15 protein-coding genes, 1 pseudogene and 1 riboswitch are annotated in these 17,704 nt (G+C 40.1%); of the genes and pseudogenes, 12 read left to right on the top strand and 4 right to left on the bottom strand.

The annotated features are described in order from the left end of the window. Nucleotides 1–9: 9 nt before the first annotated feature. Complete coding sequence (locus CZ434_RS06985) at nt 10–873, bottom strand: AraC family transcriptional regulator (protein WP_077622461.1); 864 nt, start codon at nt 871–873, stop codon at nt 10–12. A 300-nt stretch (nt 874–1,173) separates the two neighbouring features. Here CZ434_RS06985 and CZ434_RS06980 point away from each other — a divergent pair, with 300 nt between their 5' ends. The 4 genes from CZ434_RS06980 to CZ434_RS06965 are packed head-to-tail and all read left to right on the top strand — an operon-like array spanning nt 1,174 to nt 5,145. After that, entirely contained in the window at nt 1,174–1,974 is an 801-nt protein-coding gene (locus CZ434_RS06980) for an ABC transporter permease (protein ID WP_077622460.1), read from the top strand. Nucleotides 1,975–1,988: 14 nt separating this feature from the next. Then, nucleotides 1,989–3,869, top strand: a complete 1,881-nt coding sequence (gene modA, locus CZ434_RS06975; protein WP_077622459.1) for a molybdate ABC transporter substrate-binding protein — start codon at nt 1,989–1,991, stop codon at nt 3,867–3,869. Between the two features lie 49 nt (nt 3,870–3,918). Continuing rightward, nucleotides 3,919–4,179 carry a rhodanese-like domain-containing protein gene (locus tag CZ434_RS06970; RefSeq protein ID WP_077622458.1) on the top strand — a complete coding sequence of 87 codons (261 nt, stop codon included), beginning with the start codon at nt 3,919–3,921 and terminating at the stop codon, nt 4,177–4,179. Between the two features lie 42 nt (nt 4,180–4,221). Beyond that, nucleotides 4,222–5,145 carry a selenium metabolism-associated LysR family transcriptional regulator gene (locus CZ434_RS06965; RefSeq protein ID WP_077622457.1) on the top strand — a complete coding sequence of 308 codons (924 nt, stop codon included), beginning with the start codon at nt 4,222–4,224 and terminating at the stop codon, nt 5,143–5,145. 66 nt (nt 5,146–5,211) lie between these two features. Here CZ434_RS06965 and arr read toward each other — a convergent pair whose 3' ends face one another. From arr to CZ434_RS06950, 3 genes and pseudogenes are all read right to left on the bottom strand, one after another. Beyond that, nucleotides 5,212–5,628 (bottom strand): NAD(+)--rifampin ADP-ribosyltransferase, encoded by a 417-nt coding sequence (gene arr, locus CZ434_RS06960; protein ID WP_077622456.1) that lies wholly within the window; start codon nt 5,626–5,628, stop codon nt 5,212–5,214. A gap of 198 nt (nt 5,629–5,826) precedes the next feature. Beyond that, nucleotides 5,827–7,025, bottom strand: a pseudogene (locus CZ434_RS06955) (oligosaccharide MFS transporter). A 73-nt stretch (nt 7,026–7,098) separates the two neighbouring features. Further along, on the bottom strand, nt 7,099–8,085 hold the full coding sequence (locus CZ434_RS06950) for a glycoside hydrolase family 43 protein (RefSeq protein ID WP_077622455.1): 987 nt from the start codon (nt 8,083–8,085) through the stop codon (nt 7,099–7,101). 407 nt (nt 8,086–8,492) lie between these two features. On the opposite strand from CZ434_RS06950, the gene CZ434_RS06945 reads away from it, so the two are divergent. The 8 genes from CZ434_RS06945 to CZ434_RS06910 all read left to right on the top strand — a co-directional run bounded on the left by CZ434_RS06945 (nt 8,493) and on the right by CZ434_RS06910 (nt 17,535). Continuing rightward, complete coding sequence (locus CZ434_RS06945) at nt 8,493–8,807, top strand: hypothetical protein (protein ID WP_077622454.1); 315 nt, start codon at nt 8,493–8,495, stop codon at nt 8,805–8,807. Nucleotides 8,808–8,852: 45 nt separating this feature from the next. Next, a complete protein-coding gene (locus tag CZ434_RS06940) occupies nt 8,853–9,194 on the top strand; it encodes a hypothetical protein (protein WP_245830933.1) in 342 nt (113 codons plus the stop codon). 153 nt (nt 9,195–9,347) lie between these two features. Next, the gene (locus CZ434_RS06935) at nt 9,348–10,559 is read left to right on the top strand and encodes a hypothetical protein (protein WP_077622453.1); all 1,212 of its coding nucleotides are present in this window, start codon (nt 9,348–9,350) and stop codon (nt 10,557–10,559) included. A gap of 627 nt (nt 10,560–11,186) precedes the next feature. Beyond that, nucleotides 11,187–11,948, top strand: coding sequence for a PAS domain S-box protein (locus CZ434_RS06930; protein ID WP_077622452.1), 762 nt, complete (start codon nt 11,187–11,189; stop codon nt 11,946–11,948). 118 nt (nt 11,949–12,066) lie between these two features. Beyond that, nucleotides 12,067–12,167: riboswitch (TPP riboswitch) on the top strand. A gap of 131 nt (nt 12,168–12,298) precedes the next feature. Further along, nucleotides 12,299–13,051: a 3-oxoacyl-ACP reductase gene (locus CZ434_RS06925; RefSeq protein WP_077622451.1), complete on the top strand. Its 753-nt coding sequence runs from the start codon at nt 12,299–12,301 to the stop codon at nt 13,049–13,051. Between the two features lie 78 nt (nt 13,052–13,129). Then, complete coding sequence (locus tag CZ434_RS06920) at nt 13,130–14,443, top strand: LLM class flavin-dependent oxidoreductase (protein WP_077622450.1); 1,314 nt, start codon at nt 13,130–13,132, stop codon at nt 14,441–14,443. Between the two features lie 238 nt (nt 14,444–14,681). Next, nucleotides 14,682–15,671 carry a LacI family DNA-binding transcriptional regulator gene (locus CZ434_RS06915; RefSeq protein WP_077622449.1) on the top strand — a complete coding sequence of 330 codons (990 nt, stop codon included), beginning with the start codon at nt 14,682–14,684 and terminating at the stop codon, nt 15,669–15,671. Nucleotides 15,672–16,224: 553 nt separating this feature from the next. Beyond that, a complete protein-coding gene (locus CZ434_RS06910) occupies nt 16,225–17,535 on the top strand; it encodes an extracellular solute-binding protein (protein ID WP_077622448.1) in 1,311 nt (436 codons plus the stop codon). Nucleotides 17,536–17,704: the final 169 nt, after the last annotated feature.

Raw genomic sequence — 17,704 nt, 5'->3', positions numbered from 1 at the left:
TTACAACGTTTATTTCTTCCGAACAGGAATCCATACTTCGCTATACGCGTAATCCTTTTTGTGTTCATCCATTTTAGTAAAAGAAAAAGTAGGGGCCTCGATTACTTCATAATCAGAAGAGGGCAGCCATTCTGAATATGTTTTAGCCATGGTTTCCTGCAATGTAGATGGGAACGGACCTTCATTAGGGAATATTGCCCAAGTACACGCTTCTACAGGTACTTTATCTAATTGATCGCTGATATTATTTTTAGTCGTTAGCACACCAATCAAGTGAGTTAAATAACCTTCTTCTTTTAAGAATTTAGCGTCAGCTTCATAAGAAGCATTAACGATTTCATAAGGCTCAATATTTTTTAAAGAATGCATTTCTTCTTTTTGTTCATCCGTTATGCTTTTTGCAAGCTCTACAATCTCATTATTAACACCTTCAAATTGCATGGGCACTCGTTTGCTTACTCCAACCAGATTAAATGCTGGCTTATCTTCAATCCTAAATTCCATAGCGGTTCCTCCTTTAACAGTTATCACAAAGGTAAGTTTTGGGTACGATTTGCTTACTCCTCGTTTTATGACATCAGAGGGTAAAAAGCCACTCCATTTCTTAAAGGCTCTGGTAAAACCGTCCACCGACTGATATCCATATTGGAAAGCAACCTCCGTTACTTTAACTCCTCGCAGTAAATCCTTATTTGCTTCAGACAGTTTCCTGTTTCTTATATACTCATTTAATGTCAATCCTGAAAGGTAAAAAAATATCTTTCTAAAGTGATAGTCCGAAACCCCTGCGTATTCCGCAATTTCCTCAAGAGTCAGCTCCTCAGTCAGATGGTCTTCAATATAGTCGATAACCATGTTTAATTCTTTTAACAATAGATCCCCTCCTTCATGTCTACATGATAGCAAAGGAGACTTATACATACTCGACATATTTCATATGAAAAATATCGAATGGTAAAGAAGGATAGTATAAGCAAGTCACTGGCTGTATATGTTCCCTTTTCTTTAAAGGAATGCTTAACCGCCACAAAGAAGCTGATTAGGAGTAACTTGGATGTAAAATCCAGCAGACGAAAGGAAATTTCTAGTAGTCTATTTTTGTGTATGCCATAAGTAAATGTTATTATCTTTATTAAATAAATTTATAGATTGTAAAAGAAAGGAAGGAGTAAAATGCTGCGGAAGATAGGACAAATTATTTTCCTTGCTTCAATCGTTCTTATTGTTACATATCTGATCTTACCGCTTTTTTCCGTATTTATATCAAATAGCCCGGCTGTCTTGCTTGAAAAACTTAACAGCAGTTTGGCTTACCAGGCACTGACGCTGAGTCTGCAGACGACAATCATATCCATATCGATTATAGTTCTGTTAGTTACGCCGCTTGCTTACTGCATGGCGCGCAATGAATTTATCGGAAAGAATGTTTTGGAGGTACTGCTCCGTTTGCCGATTGTCGCTCCAACTGCTGTTGTCGGTGTTGGCCTGCTGCTTGTCTTCGGGCAGCGCGGCCTCTTGGGCGGAGCGTTGTCTGTCTTCGACCTGGAGATCCCATTTACGGCCATTGCCGTAGTGATGGCTCAAGTATTTATGGCTTCCCCTTTTTATTTGAACTCAGCCAGACAGGCCTTTGAAGTAATTGATGACCAGCTGTTGGCCGTTTCACGAACACTGGGGGTTTCGGCCTGGCGGACCTTCTGGAAGGTTACATTTCCTTTAGCTTTGCCGGGTCTGTTGTCAGGAGTAGCATTGAGCTGGGCACTTGCCCTTGGTGAATTTGGTGCAACCATGATGTTTGCCGGAAATATGCCGGGGCGGACTCAAACCCTCCCGCTCGCCATCTTTACCGCGATGGAATCCGATGCAGGGGTTGCTGTTGCCATTTCTGCCCTGCTTTTGTCTGTTTCCTTTTTACTGCTGTTATTCGTTGGGTTAATTGATAAGTACATGCGAAATAAATTAGCTGCCCGCTAGATTGGAGAATAGTTATGCTGTCTTTTGCCTTAAAAAAGAAGCTTCGTTATTTTACATTGGATATTGAAGAGCAAATCGATACTGAGACGCTGGTGCTGATCGGCCATTCAGGCTGCGGGAAGAGCACACTACTGAAAATGCTGTCCGGCCTGCTTACTCCTGATGAGGGTGAAGTCACAGTAGGCCAGGAAAAATTATTCAACAGCAAGGAAAAAGTCGACGTGCTGCCGGAAGAACGAAACATCGGCTATGTTTTTCAAAATTATGCGCTATTTCCTCATTTAACGGTCAGGGAAAATATCGCTTATGGAATTGCACGCCTGCCTGTCAGGGAGAAAGAAGAACGGATCGAGGAAATGCTTGCATTCTTAGGCATTGAACAACTGGCAGAGTCAAAGCCTGCCATGCTTTCCGGAGGAGAACAGCAGCGTGTCGCTCTTGCCCGTGCACTGGTTACAAAACCTAAAATGCTGCTGCTTGATGAGCCGTTATCAGCACTTGACGTATCAACCCGTTCCCATGTCAGAACGGAGTTAAAACAACTGCTGAAGGAACTTGCCATTCCAACCATTGTCGTCACACATGATTATGAGGACGCCCGGGTGCTGGCGGACAAAGTCGCTGTCATGGATAAGGGGAGAATTATCCAGTCAGGCACACAGCGGGAAATTTCCCGGTTTCCTGCAAGCCCTTTTGTAGCAAAATTTTCAGGAACCAACCTCATTGCCGCAGAGAAGCTGGATGTTTCTGCCGGTCATATAGCCTTCGATCCATGGAAAGTGAAAATGGATAGTAAACCTGGTCTTACCCCTGAGACTTGCAACTTGACTGGGAAGATCGCCGATTTAAGCTGGAACGGGGGTTTTGTCCGTTTACAGGTGGAAAAATCAGATGACCAGACATCCTTTTATGCAGATGTTCCGGTTGATGTTTTTGAAAAGAAAAGTTTTGATATCGGCCAATCGGTTTTTGCCACGATTGACTGGAAAGACGTCCGGCCCATCGAGCTACAGGATCAACAAATGGAAACCGGAGCAGCAAATAAAAGGCAACAGCCACAGCTCCAGCCTAAAAGGAAAGGCCGAAAGTGGAAATGGGGAGCATTACTCGCTGTTGTTTTGTTAGCTTCTTTCACTGCGACAGTTTACGGCTTTCAATCCTCGCAAGTAGAGGAAGCGGCAGGTACTAAAACAGAGATGATGGCACTTGTTGCCGCCAATGCAACCGAGCCTTTTAACGATCTAATGGAAGAGTTCGAGAAAACCCACCCAAAAGTGGATGTCACCGCCACATTCGCTGGGACTCAGATTGTCCGAACGCAATTGGAGCAGGGGGCAGATGCAGACTTGTTTTTATCAGCTGACCTTGGACATATCGAGGCTGTCCAGGAACAGGGACTTGTAGAGGGATTTTTCCCTGTTTCATTAAACAACGTTGCCCTTGTCGTCCCTAAAGACAATCCGCAGGACATCCAGTCGCTGGAAGACTTAGCAGCAAAAGATGTTAAGCTCGTAATAGGTACGGACACTGTTCCGATCGGCAATTATTCACGGGAAGTACTAAAGAATGCCAATACGGCTTATGGCCAGGACTTTTTTGACAGGGCAATCGATCAAGTTGTTTCTTACGAGACGAACGTGAAACAAGTCTTGCAAAAAGTCTCATTGGGAGAGGCAGAAGCAGGAATGGTCTATCCAACTGATGTGACTCCAGACTTTGCCGAAAAAGTAAAAGTAATTGATATACCGGAAGAATTTAATATCGTAGCCACGAACTATATTTCTGTCCCGAAAAACGCCCCAAATCCGGAGCTTGCAGAGGAGTTCATGGAGATGATGTTGTCTGAGAAGGGGCAGGAAATCTTTATGGAGTATAAATATAAACCTGTAGAGTAATCAAATTGTCTGTTGGGATGGTTATTAAAGAAGAAAAGGAGATGGAAGAATGTCAGAAAAAAATGTGATTGTCGATGTCAGAAACAAAGAGCAGTATGAGCAGGGGAGTATTCCGGGAGCATTATCGATCCCGGTAGAAGAGTTAGACGGAAGACTGGAAGAATTGGATAAAGACTCGCATGTAACAGTTGTCTGCAATCGTGGCGGACAACGAAGCCAGCGGGCACTGGAGCTGCTGAAGGAAAAAGGTTATCAGAAAGCTGACATCCTGGAAGGCGGTATGGTTAAATGGAAGGAAGAAAACAATTAAGCGAGTGTTTTCTTTAATCTTTCTTCCGAATAAGGTGAAGTTATGAATTTGAAAAGAATCCAGGCTTTTGTCCTGGTTGTCGAAAAGGGAAGTTTTTCTGCGGCTGCAGAGTTAACAGGTCTATCACAGCCGGCGATTAGCCAGCAGATCAAGACGCTTGAAAAAGATCTGGATGTCCCTCTGCTTGAGCGGACATCCTCTGCCCTCAGACCTACACCGGCCGGCAATTACGTTTATAAAGCAGGATCCGATCTTCTCAGCCAATGGAACGAGATGGCAGAAGGGGTCCGTGCATTTCATAGCACATTGACCGGCATACTGCGGATCGGCGCAAGCACAATACCGGGAACCTATTTGGCGCCAAGCTGGATCAGTCAGTTCAATAAGTCTTTTTCCAAAGTGGATATGATCATGGATATTCAGGATTCCGGTAACGTGTTGTCCAGCTTGATCGATAAAAAGATAGATATCGCCATTACCAGCTCGGAATCAGCATCTCAGGAAGTGGTATCAGAACCAGTAGCCCATGATTCGCTGGTGCTCATTTCTCCAATTGGTCATCCGTTGGGTAACACTGTTTATCCGAAAGACCCTTGTAACTTAGTTTCCTATCCTTTTGTGCTAAGGGAGCCCGGTTCAGGAACATTGAAGACGATGGAAGCGGGTCTCGAACAGTGCGGCTTGTCCTTGTCGGATATCCAGGTAGTCGCACAGTTTGGCAGTACAGAGTCCTTGATTTCAGCAGTTGAACACGGTCTTGGTATTAGCTATGTATCCCGATTGGCGGCAGCTCCCGCAGTGAAAGCGGGACGGGTGCAGCTTGTCTCGGAGATGAAGCCGTTCAGCCAAACTTATTATATGTCTTACTTGCGATCTATGAAGGCGTATCCGGTTGTCAGGGAGTTTACTTCGCTCGTTTTGCAGCTTGTTAAAGAGATTGTTGAACGGGAGGAGAAGGATGATTAGAATAACAGAGCGATACCCGTTTTAGAATGGGTACCGCCTTTTTAAGGTTGTGATAGACACTGGAGGTTAATCGTATATGACCGCTTTTCCTTGTTCTCGTAATGTTTCCAAAGAGGTAAGCATATGGTTTATTTCTTCATCGGAATGTCTTTCCCATGTGCCTAATTCAGCCACTATTTTCAAGGGCGATTTAGATCGATAAGAGCGTGTTGGATTCCCAGGGAATTTTTTGTCCGTTAAGTTCGGGTCATTTTCAAATTCACCTTGCGGCTCTACGATAAAAATTCTTTCTTTTGATTTAGATGCAGCTAATTCGGCACCCCATTTAGCAGCATCCAACGTTGCAGTGAAATAAATGTAGTTGGATTTTTTGTCTTGGTAATTTGATAAGTGTTGCGGTACTAACAGATCTCCAATTTTTAAATCGGCTTTGGTGCCATGGAAGAAAGGGCCATTGTCTAAGACATCTTTTTTGTTATTCATACTATCCACCTCAAATATTCGGATTTGTATAAAATAGTATAGGATAGGAATTGCAGAAAGAATAGTCTATAAATAATTAGTAAATAGGAGTATAATGAAAGTAGAGAGATAGCGATGGATAAAAGGGTCTGCCTTCTTCAAGACGTTAAATGTCAGTAAAGAGGGCAGACCCTTGTTTTATATTTCCTTGAATTTTGACTACGCTGTCTGACTTTGCTCTTGAGTATGCTTTGTTACCGGCTTTTTATCACTCTTCATGATCAAGGCACCAGCAATGACGAATACCATAATGATAATGGCCAATGTCACGTAGGCGTTTTGGAATCCCATCGATCCGTATAAGTAGCCCATCACGGAGGAGAAGATGGTAATGCCGATTTGTTTTGAGAAATTAAAGCCAAGCATATAGACGGTTGCCGAGAGACGGACATCGAACATGCCTGTGATATATTTCATGATGGCAACCAGCATCAATGGCATTTCGACTGCTGCCAGCAATCTCCAGAAAGCAAGCATCCAGATTTCTGTTAAGAAAGCTGTACCAATAACACGGATGAACAGTACGATACCTGCCAGAATCAAGCCGTTTTTCGCGCCGATCTTATTGATAAACCATGGGGCCAGGACCATAAAACCCGCCTCTAGGAATACCTGGACAGAAGCGATACGGCTAAAGACAAGTTCTCCTCTTGCTGCATCATTAAAAAAGCTGGCGAAATAGTTAGGGAATTGCTGATCAAAAACATCGAACATGGTAGCGATTCCAATCATGATCAAACAAAAACCCCAGAAGCTTCTGTTTCGGAATACATTCATGATATTTTCTTTCGTAATCGGAGTTTCTTCCTCGGTTTTTCCTGAAACTTCCGGTTTCTCGACTTCTTCTTTTTTTACACGAAGAGCCCATAAAAGGACACCGAGAATAACGGCCGAAACGGTACAAGCCCAAAAAATGCTATAAGGGTTTTGGACAAACATAATACCACCGATAAATGCTGCCGTACCACCAGCAAGTGAACCGAATAAGCGGACATGCCCATATTCATAATTGCTGGCACGTGTGGAACGCTCGATGTATGCTTCGACAACACCAACCCCGCCGTTCAAACACAAACTCAGGAAAGCCCCGCCGATCACCGCACCGGCGATGGCGTTCATTTGAAGAAGCGGAATGAATGCAAATTGGACGAATGGTCCTATAAACAATAGACATAAAACGACAAAGCCGACAGATATTTTTTCAATCCCAGCTTATCCTGGATTAAGCCGTATATGGGTTCTAAGACAAGGGCTGTGATGGCCATCGCCGAGAAGACCAATCCGGCAACGCTTGTGTCAAGATTAGCTGTTTTGTTCAGCCAAAACGGTAAAAAGGCAAAGATCAATGCCCAAATCATGAAGTAGAAGTAATACATGCCTCCAAAGTTCCAAAACTTCACTTGCTTTAATTTTTCACGATTATCCCCCCAGTTAGTTTAAGACCTCAGGTGTATCAGGTGTCCATCTTTTATCTGGAACCGGTTTGCCGAAAACAGGATTTCCGTCTTCGTCCCAGTCGATTTTTTGCGCTCGTGCGTGACGGTTGGGTTCATAGAGCGGATCCCCGACCAATTCTGTATAGTTACGGGCGTGGTAAACCAGAATGGTGTCTTGTCCATCTTCTGACTCTGTAAAGGAGTTGTGTCCTGGTCCATATTGTCCGTTTTCCGGATAGCTTTGGAAGACCGGTTCGCTGCTTTTGGTCCATGAATCCGGATTCAATAAATCGTCTTCGGCACTTGCGGTTAACAGACCCATGCAATAATCGACCCCGGTCGCACTGCCGGAATAGGTGAGGAAGACTTTTCCGTTCTTGATTAAAACGGCTGGACCTTCATTTACCCAGAAACCTTTGATTTCCCAAGGCAATTCAGGCTTGGTGAGCATGACGGGTTTCGTGGCAAGCGTCCACGGATTTTCCATTTTTGCGATATACAGATTGGAGTGCCCCTTAATGTCCACATCCTGCTGAGCCCACACATAATATTGTTCACCGTTATGGAAGAACGTCGTAGCATCCAATGAGAACGTTGACATTTCTGTCTTCACTTCGCCTTTTTCCACCCAGGTATCCTCAAGCGGGTTGTCCGAAGCGCTTTCAAGAACGTACATACGATGGTTGAAAGTATCATCATCAATGTTGGTATCAGGCGCCGCGGCAAAATATATGTACCATTTGTCGTTTGCACGATGAATTTCCGGAGCCCAGATCAATTCGCTCAAAGGACCGCTGTCATGTTTCCTCCATACAGTGACTTCTTCGGCATCTTGAAGTTCGTTCAAACTCTTTGCCCGTCTCAACACAATTCGGTCGTAAAGAGGATACGAGCCCGTAAAATAATAGTAGCCGTCTGAATGCTTGTAGACGAAGGGATCTGCGCGTTGTAGTACTATTGGATTCATTATTTCTTGTGCCATATATCAAACACTCCTTGAAAATTTTTTTGAAGAGAAGATATGATACTTCTTATCTATTAATCTCTTCATAAAAAAGCGTCGTATTTTATAGCATAATGTCGAAACGCTTTCAATTTACTGATAACTTTATCAGTTATACGTACAAGTGTCAATTATAATTATCTTGTGTTCTTGGAAAAAAGGTCTAATCCATAGTTTTTAGCCGACTTGTACATACGTATTTTGTGATTAAACCAAATAAAAGGGATGAAATAGAAACTTTGATTTATGATTACGGGAGTGAGAAAGCCATTTCTTTCGCACAGGTACGTACCAGAATGATTTAGATTGAATCATGATGTAAAATCTCGGGCTGGAATTATATGTTAATATGGTTGTTAACTGCATTATCAAGGAGGGTGCCTTATTTGAAGAAATATAAAAGTACTATTTTTACTGTCTTAATAACCATTTTTATGATGCTATTACTTTCTCTATTTTCACCCTACAACGTGTTATATGAACTCAATGAAAATAATTTAATTCAAAACGATTCATTTCTGCAGTCTGAATTCGATAAAGAGGATGTGAAGGAAGTAGAGTATATCGGTGATCATACTTATATAATTGAAAAAGAAAAAACGGAATACATAGCCAGGAAGGATTATACGTCCGTTATGAATTATCAGTGGACTCTATATGAATATGAAAAAAGCTGGGGTGCTGGTGAAATAAGGGAATGATTTGTTTGTGGCCCTTTTCACTGCTGGCAAAGGGGGGCATACCCGTTGATTAAAGAATTAGGTGGCGAATTGTATATTTTTTTGTACTTAATTATACCCTTAATCGTGTTTTCCATTTTTCATCCGATCATGTCGGCGATTTATAAGGATGTGGAAAAGCAAGACAAAGGCTTTGTGTTAAACAATTATAAATTAACCTATCGAAGAAGATTAATCCGTACTTTGTGGCAGGTTCCAATTATCATTATTCTATATTTGGTTATCCACTGGATAGGTGCTTTGGGTTCTAAAGAACTCATCATCCTTGGAAGCATTTTCTTGTTAATCGCATTGCTGGATATCGTTTATAATTATATAAAATGGAAGAAGATGGAGAAGAAGGAATAAGGTATGAAATGATGGGTTGCACGCTTCTCCTATTCACAGTTTGCTTAAGAGGAATGACGATTCCCTTGCTTTTTCAAATCCTATGATTCTTTATATAATACCGACTATGAAACTAATAGTAATCCAAGCGATATGGGAAGAGAAGTGAAATAAATGGAAGTAATAGCAATGTCCAAGAAAGGTCGTAAAGTGTACAGGGACGGTGACGGCACAGAACATCTTGACTGTAATAAATGTCAGTCCGTTCAACCCCTCTCTTCTTTCGTCAATAAGAAGAACGGTTTTTATGGGAAAAGTACCAGCTGCAAAGCTTGCGACCGTAAGCGTATTGAGGAATGGAAGGCAAGGCCAGAGAACAAAGACAAAGTAAAAGCGATACATAAACGGAATAATGATAAACGAAAAGAAAGATATGGCGGGGTCACAAAACCAAAGCCAACGACAGAAGAACAAAGGCAGAAAAGACTTTATGATGGACATATTTACCGGACGAGAAGAAGGAATATGACTAACACGCTGACAGCAGAACAGTATGAAACGATTTTAAATCAATACCACAACAAGTGCTGTTTAACTGGCGCGTCAGATGTGCATTTAGACCATGTTATACCATTGGCTACCGGACATGCTGGAACCGTCTATGAAAACATGATCCCATTGTCAGGTGCATTGAACAGCAGTAAGCAAGCCTACAATATTTTTGAATGGGCGATAGATAAACACAAAGATTTCGGTTTTTCGATGGAACACTTCCATGAGGTTATGACTGAAGTTGCTGAACGAAACGGGATGACTTTTGAAGAATTCAAGAGTTATGTGTATGCGTGCCATGCCAACCCGAAGGAAGTGGAGACGCATTACAATCAGAGCCAATGGTATGTATCTTTCTACAACCGGTTAGAAAAGGCGATTGACATGTATCAAAATGGGTCAGAGCCTAAACAGGAGATCCCAAAAGAAACCGGCATCTCTCAGTCCACCTTGCTAAAGCATATGCAAAAACGGGGCATACCGCGTAGAAGGCATGGAGTTGCTAATTGGGAAGAAAGACTACAAGAAGCAATAGAATTATATAGACAAGGAATAGTTCTTAGGGAGATTTACAAGAAAACTGGAACTCATAAAAACACTCTTTTTCGTGAGTTGAAGAGGTTAGGCATTCCTAAGAGAAAGACGGAAACTGTCACGCAGGAAATGATTGATACAGCTATAGACCGGTATGTTAATAGACGGGAAAACGGCGAGGTCGTGGAGGACATTCTGAAAACGTGCGGGATGGGGAAGAAGCGGTTGTATGAGGAAATAGATAGGCGGGGGCTTAGGGATTCAAAGAGTAAGAGAAGGAGTGATTATGGAGAGGTGTGAGTGAATTATGTTATGACATTTCTAAGCTATCTGTAATCAAGGGTCAGACCACTAACGGACATAATATTCCCAGACAGGTCTGCCCCTTGTTCATAAAGATTGGGGAGTTTCAAAATATGTTGCGTCATCACCTGGAGACGTCCCTTTAAAGGGGGGCTGGAAAGAAAAATTGTATCAGACAAACTTCGGGTGGGGACAGGTAACTAAGAGATTAATAGATACGGGAGCTTTATGCGCTCCTTTGAAGACATAATCTGATTCATCTTTTCCACCTCTCAAAGTTATGCTAGGTCATAGCAATAGAAAACGCTCTTAGTGTAAATTGCTCAGAGCGTTTTAAATTTGATTTCTTTTTAGTTATCTCCTATTCTTAAGGCTTGATTTCAATGTTTCAGCATCCAGTGTTTCAAAAAACACTAGAATCACATAGAAACCGGCGTTCGTTTTCTTGAACTTATTGATAAGGAAGCTTGAACATTCATACCCCTTTTTATTACAGTACATAGGTAGTATAGTTGACGAAAGGATGGGGTGTTAATTAGTTCAGTAATGATCTTTATCAATATTTATAAATAAGTCATTTTGCAAAAGGAACTCACCTTCCTTTTTATGTAGGAGTTGAAGACAATGAGTGAGAATATCTCAGAAATTGATTACACAGAAGTGATTGAATATGCGTTAGACCCGTTAATTGTTCATTCACAATTAAAAATTATTTATATAAATCGGGCAGCTGAGGAATTTTTTAAAGCATCAAAGGAAGAGATAATAGGTGCAAGTCCTTTGGATATTTTTAAAGACACCTCAAAACCTTCGATAGAAGAAAGAATTTCGGGGGCATATAGCCGCCCGGCGGAGGTAATTGAAGAAACGATCTATAAAATGGATGGTACAGCAGTTGATGTCGAGTTATATTGTCACCCTGTAAAAATCGGTGATACCGAAGCGATACAGACTTACGTGAGAGATATTTCCAATAGAAAGCATCAAGAGAGAATAGAAAATGAAATGAAGAAACAAATAAATGAACTTTCATCGACAATTGTTCCGCTAATGGATGGTATTGCTGTCCTCCCTTTAATGGGTTCGATAAATGAAGATCAAGTAGCCGCATTATTAGAAAGAGTACCAGAAAAAGTAAGGGTTCAAGAGGTTGAAAAGTTAATTATCGACTTTTCTGGAATTTATCAAATCGACAACACCGTTGTTGATTATCTGTTTAGGATAAACAACGTACTAAAATTGCTTGGAGTGGAATGCGTACTAACAGGCTTAAGACCTCAATTAGCATCAGAAGCAATAGAACAAAATATTAATGTTAGTGACATTACAACTATTTCAACCGTGAAAGCAGCACTGAACTTACTAGGTGTTAATCATTCGCTTTAACGGGTACGATAACTTTCTTAATACACGTCATGAATCCTTTGAATGCTTTGACATGGATATGATCTGCGGTGTCCTTGACATAAATTTTTTAAAACGATAACATGGAATATAATTTAAATATATGCACTAGGGGTGTTTTTTAACTGAGATGAGTTTTACCTCAAACCCTTTGAACCTGAACTAGCTGAAACTAGCGTAGGGAAGTGTAAAATCTTATACATACTTAAAGGGCGATTATGCCTATTTATTAATATGTAGTTATTTGTTTTTACGCAACTTTCCTATGGGAAGGTTGCGTATTTTTTTTCTACTTAAGTTTCAACAAAATTAAAAATATAGGAGTTATTGGGATGACTAAAACAGTATTAGTAACAGGTAGTAGTAGAGGGTTAGGAGCAACTATTGTAAAGACATTGGCACAACAAGGATTTCAAGTGGTAATCAATTACTACAAAAGCAAAGATGCTGCTGAAAAGCTCGTTTCTGAGATTGGGGAAGAGAATGCACTTGCAATTCAGGCTGATGTAACAAATCGCAAAGAAGTAGATAAATTGATAAAAAAAGCAACGGAATATTTTGGTCAAATAGATGTTGTAGTCAACAATGCATTAGTAGACTTCAAGTTTGATCCAAATAAACAAAAAATCTTCACAGAACTCACTTGGGAGGATTATCAAAAACAACTAGATGGTACTTTAAAAGCAGCGTTCAACGTAGTTCAAAGCGTCATACCTCAATTTATTGAACGGCAAGATGGAAGTATTATAAGTATAGGCACTAATTTGTACCAAAATCCTGTTGTACCTTACCACGAATATACAACGGCTAAAGCTGGATTAATAGGTTTTACTCGTAATATCGCTTCTGAATTAGGTCAATATGGTATAAAAGCGAATGTAGTTTCAGGAGGATTATTAAAAATGACTAACGCAAGTGCTGTTACATCGCCAAAAGTATTCGATTTAATTGCTGAATCAACTCCTTTGAAGAAGGTGACAACACCCCAAGATGTAGCCAATATGGTCGCTTATTTATCTTCGGAAAATGCGAACAGTATTACAGGTCAGAATTTCACAGTAGATGGCGGTTTGACAATGAACTAATAGCATAAATTACCATAGATAATCCAACGGGAAAATGGAGTATACCACCAATAATGATGGTTTTTGAGGTGTAAACTAATGACAAAAACTAAAGAAAAACAACTTCACTTAGGTGTTTTGCTGTATGGTTGCGGGCATCATCAAGCTGCTTGGTTAATGCCTGACTCAAGCGTGGAACTTATTGGAGACATTTCTTATTATCAATCTTTAGCACAGCTAGCAGAAAAAGGTTATTTTGACGCAGTATTCTTTGCTGATAATCAATCATTTCCAGGTAAAGATTCTAGTAATATGCCAGCATTTTGGTTTGATCCAGTAGTCAATTTAACTGCTATTTCTCAAGTGACAAATCATGTGGGATTAGTTTCAACAATTTCAAGTACTTTTTCTAATCCTTTCACAGCTTCACGACAACTATTAAGTTTAGATCATATTACAAAAGGACGTGTTGGTTGGAATCTCGTTACATCAATGACTGATTTAGAGGCATTAAATCATAGTATGGGAGAACTACCTTCCCATGACAAACGCTATGAGAAGGCAGATGAATTCGCTGCTTTAATGAATAAGTTGTTTCTTTCATGGGACAGTAATGAGTTTCTACATAATCGAGAAGAAAGAAAATTGATAAATCCTTCAAACATTCAGCCTTTTAATCACGTTGGTACCTATTTTAAAGTGTATGGCCCATCCACTACGCCAAAAAGTCCGCAAGGCAAACCAGTGTCAATGCAAGCAGGGGCATCTAAACAAGGCATTGCATTAGCTGCAAAATATGCAGATGCAGTCTATTCAGTATCGTGGAACTTAAAGCAAGCAAAAAAATTCCGTGAAAGATTAGATGAACAAGTTAAACAAAGCGAAGACAGCAATAGACATATTAAAGTATTTCCAGGCTTAGTAACCTATGTAGGTCATACTACTGCAGAAGCTTTGGCTAAAAAAACAGCATTAGATGAACAATTACCTCTTGAAACAGCTTTAAAACAGTTGAGTTTCTTTATCCAACAAGACTGTTCTAATTGGGAAATGGATAAAAAAGTACCTCCACTACCTCCAGTAGAAGAATTTACTGGTCCAGTTGGACGCTACGAAACGATTCTGGAAATTATCAATGATACACAACCTACAGTAAGAGAATTATTAGGATATCTTAATGCAGGGGGTGGACATCACACGCTGATAGGTACACCCGAAGAGATTGTGGATCAGATGGAGGTCTGGTTTGAAGCTGGTGTGGCCGACGGATTTAATCTTATGCCTCCTACATTACCAGGTAGTTTAGAGGACTTTGTTGAACTAATTGTTCCTGAAATGCAAAAAAGAGGTATTTTCAGAAAGGAATATGAAGGTCATACCTTCCGTGAACTTTTAGGATTAACATTGGAATAAGTGCCTGTCACTTCCCGTTATTTGTCGATTTAAATTAAAGCTTAGGCAGTAACAAGTAACAGTTTGCAGTTGCATTCTGCCGGAGACAGCGCCTTTGGATGGAGAGATGGCGCTTCTGTGGAATGCATTCGACAAACTTCGGGTGGTGACAGGCACTTAAAGTTATAGGAAAAATAAGCAAAAATTACCCTAATGTACTATAATATGGAATATATATTATTTAATTTTAGGAGGAGCTATGACAGTTTCGATAAAGGAGATTGCTAGGATCTGCGGAGTATCCATCGGGACGGTTGATAGGGCGCTTAACAACCGTTCAGGAATAAGCCCTAAAACAAAAGAAAAAATTTTACAAGTAGCGAAAGAGAAAAACTATCGCCCTGACTACAGAGCGCAAAGTTTGGTGAAAGGAAAAACGAAAACGATCGGCGTTGTGTTGTTTGATCTTAAAAACCGATCTTTTGCTTTGCTAATGGATGCCATTGAGTCTGAATTACGGAAATCTGGATACTCTCTCCATCTGACGCTTACAGACAAAGATAAACAAAAGGAAGTAGAAAGTATTACTTACCTTATAGACAGAAAAGTAGATGGTATTATTTTATTCTCTGTTAATCAGGGAAAGGAATTTAATGAATTTTTAAATAGCTTTAACGTTCCGATTGTCACTATATTCAATCATGTTTCGGATCAGTGGCATCATATAGGCGTCAAGGAACGGGAAGCAATGCAGGATGCAGTGAAGCATACTATAGAAAAAGGTTATAAGAGGTTTGTGTTTATTTGTCCACCACTATCCTTGTTAGGAAAAGTTAATATACATACACAACATGAACGTTTAAAAGGTTTCCATGATGGTTTGAAAGAATATAATATGCTGGATAAGCAGATCATTGTCAAAGAAAAGGATTATCTGAAAGAAGTAGCTGAGATAAACTTTGTGGAAAATGAAAAAACAGCTATTTTATGTACGAGCGATGCCCATGCTCTTGAAGTGATGAAATTTTTCAAGGAGCAAAAAGTAAACATACCGGGTGAAGTTGGAATAATGGGATTCGATAATATAGACGTATTAAGATATGTCGAACCAAAATTGACTACTGTTGAATATCCGATTAAAGAAATAGGTATAAGTGCTGTTCATTCACTTGTTAATAAGTTGGAAAAGGAAACTTTTCCCTCGGTCCCATTATTGGATTATAAAATTATTCCAGGAGAATCGATTTAGCATTCTCACAAAAGCGTCGTCATGGTCTGTTTTTGGGATAACTGTTGTGTACTTCCCAAACATTTTTTGTCCGGGATTAGCTTTATTCGAATTACTTGTTGGATCAGAAATTGATTTACATTGACTTATCCAAGGATTTAATTTTCTAACAAATAATATTGACTTAATATTTTGAATAGTGTTATAGTTGTACAGGTAAGAGGCGAGTGGATAAATTATTTTGAAACCGCTTCATATTAGCAGGGAGAAGGAGTGATTTTGTACTATTCATTATAGGTATAGGCTGTGTAAACTTGTGCTTTAATTGAAAAGCCACTTTCCATCCAAGTTATGGACCAAGCTTCACTTGTTATTTTTTAATCATTTTCGTTAACGTACACGGTGATGAGGAGAGTGTTGGCTTAATTAGTAAAATAGAAAGCCGCACTCCGTACAAGTTAAAGAGTAAGTCATCCTGATTGTCAGATTCTTATACACTTTTTCGTTAACGTACACGCTAATAAGTGTATAAGCTTTAGTTTCAACGTGAATACATACACAAGGAGGAAGAAAGATGAAAAAAATGAATGCGGTTGCACTGTTTTTTGCACTAGTTCTTTTTTTAGCGGGATGTGGGAATTCAGATAGTGAAAGTGCTGGAGGAGATTCTGATTCTGGTGATACAAAAACAATCGAATTTATGCATTTATGGCCAGAGGGTACGTCCCCTGCACAAAATAAAATTCTCAATGAGATCATTGAAGACTTTGAAAGTGAAAACCCGGGAATTAAAGTTAACCAGGAAATTTTGAGTAATGAGCAGTATAAAAATAAACTAAAAGTGTTAGCATCTTCCGATGAGTTACCAGATGTAGGGATGGCATGGCCTGGTGGATGGCTAAAACCATATGTCGAAGGAAATATGTTTGCACCATTAGACGAGGTGCTCGACGATGATTTCAGAAATAAGTTTGTAGACGGTACGATAGAGGGGTTTGAAGTGGACGGCCAAACCTATGGTTTACCTACAGACCTTAATATTGCCATGATTTTCTACAATAAAAGAATCTTTGAAGAAAATGGGTTAGAGGTACCGACGACTTATGATGAATTTCTTGATGTGGTTAAAACATTGACCGACAATGGTATTCCTCCAATAGCGTTAGGAAACAAAGAGCGTTGGACAGGTTCCATGTGGTATATGTATCTTGCCGACCGTATTGGCGGTAATGAAACACTCGTAAATGCAGTAAATAGAACAAATACATTTGAAGATCCAGCTTTAGTGGAAGCCGCTGAAGAGGTTCAAAAATTAGCTGATATGGGTGCGTTTCAACAAGGTTATAACGCACTAACGAGCAGTGAGGCAGAGAGTACATTTACCTCTGAACAAGCTGCGATGTATTTGTCAGCATCTTGGATGTTACCTACTTTTACAAGTGGTGATAACGTTACCCAAGAATTTATCGATTCTGTGGACTACTTTAAATTTCCAGCCGTAGAAGGTGGAGAAGGAGAGATCAATAGCTTTGTTGGTGGTAATGGAGGATTATTCGTTTCCGAAAACTCTGATGTAAAAGAAGAAGCAAAAGCCTTCGTGAAGTACTTTACAGAGAAATTTGGAGAACGTTCTCTTGATGAAGCAGGTATCATTCCTGCTTATAAACTGAATTCTGATGAGTATGATCTACCTGAAATGTACTTGAAAGTATTAGAGGATTTAAATGATGCAAGTAATATTACCTTGTTTGCAGATAACTTGATGGGTCCGAAGACTGCCCAAGTACACCTTGACATGATACAGGCCTTATTTGGTGGAGAGGTAACACCAGAGGAATTTGTTAAAGCGCAGGAAGAAGCACTAGAGGAAGAAGCTGAAGAGTAATAGCTGACATTTGCAAAATTTTAAAACAGGAAAAGGACATCCTTATTCAACCATAAGATTGTCCTTTTCTGTGTAAGGCTTATCATTTACTAGTTAACTATTACTCACTCCCACTGATAATAGTGTTATAGTTAACGACAAGGTGATGAAACCGCTCGCCGGTTTCATA

Source organism: Sediminibacillus massiliensis (assembly GCF_900156915.1).
GTDB lineage: Bacteria > Bacillota > Bacilli > Bacillales > Amphibacillaceae > Sediminibacillus_A > Sediminibacillus_A massiliensis.
The sequence above is the reverse complement of the archived record's forward strand: the minus strand, read 5'-3'. Positions and strand labels throughout refer to the sequence as shown.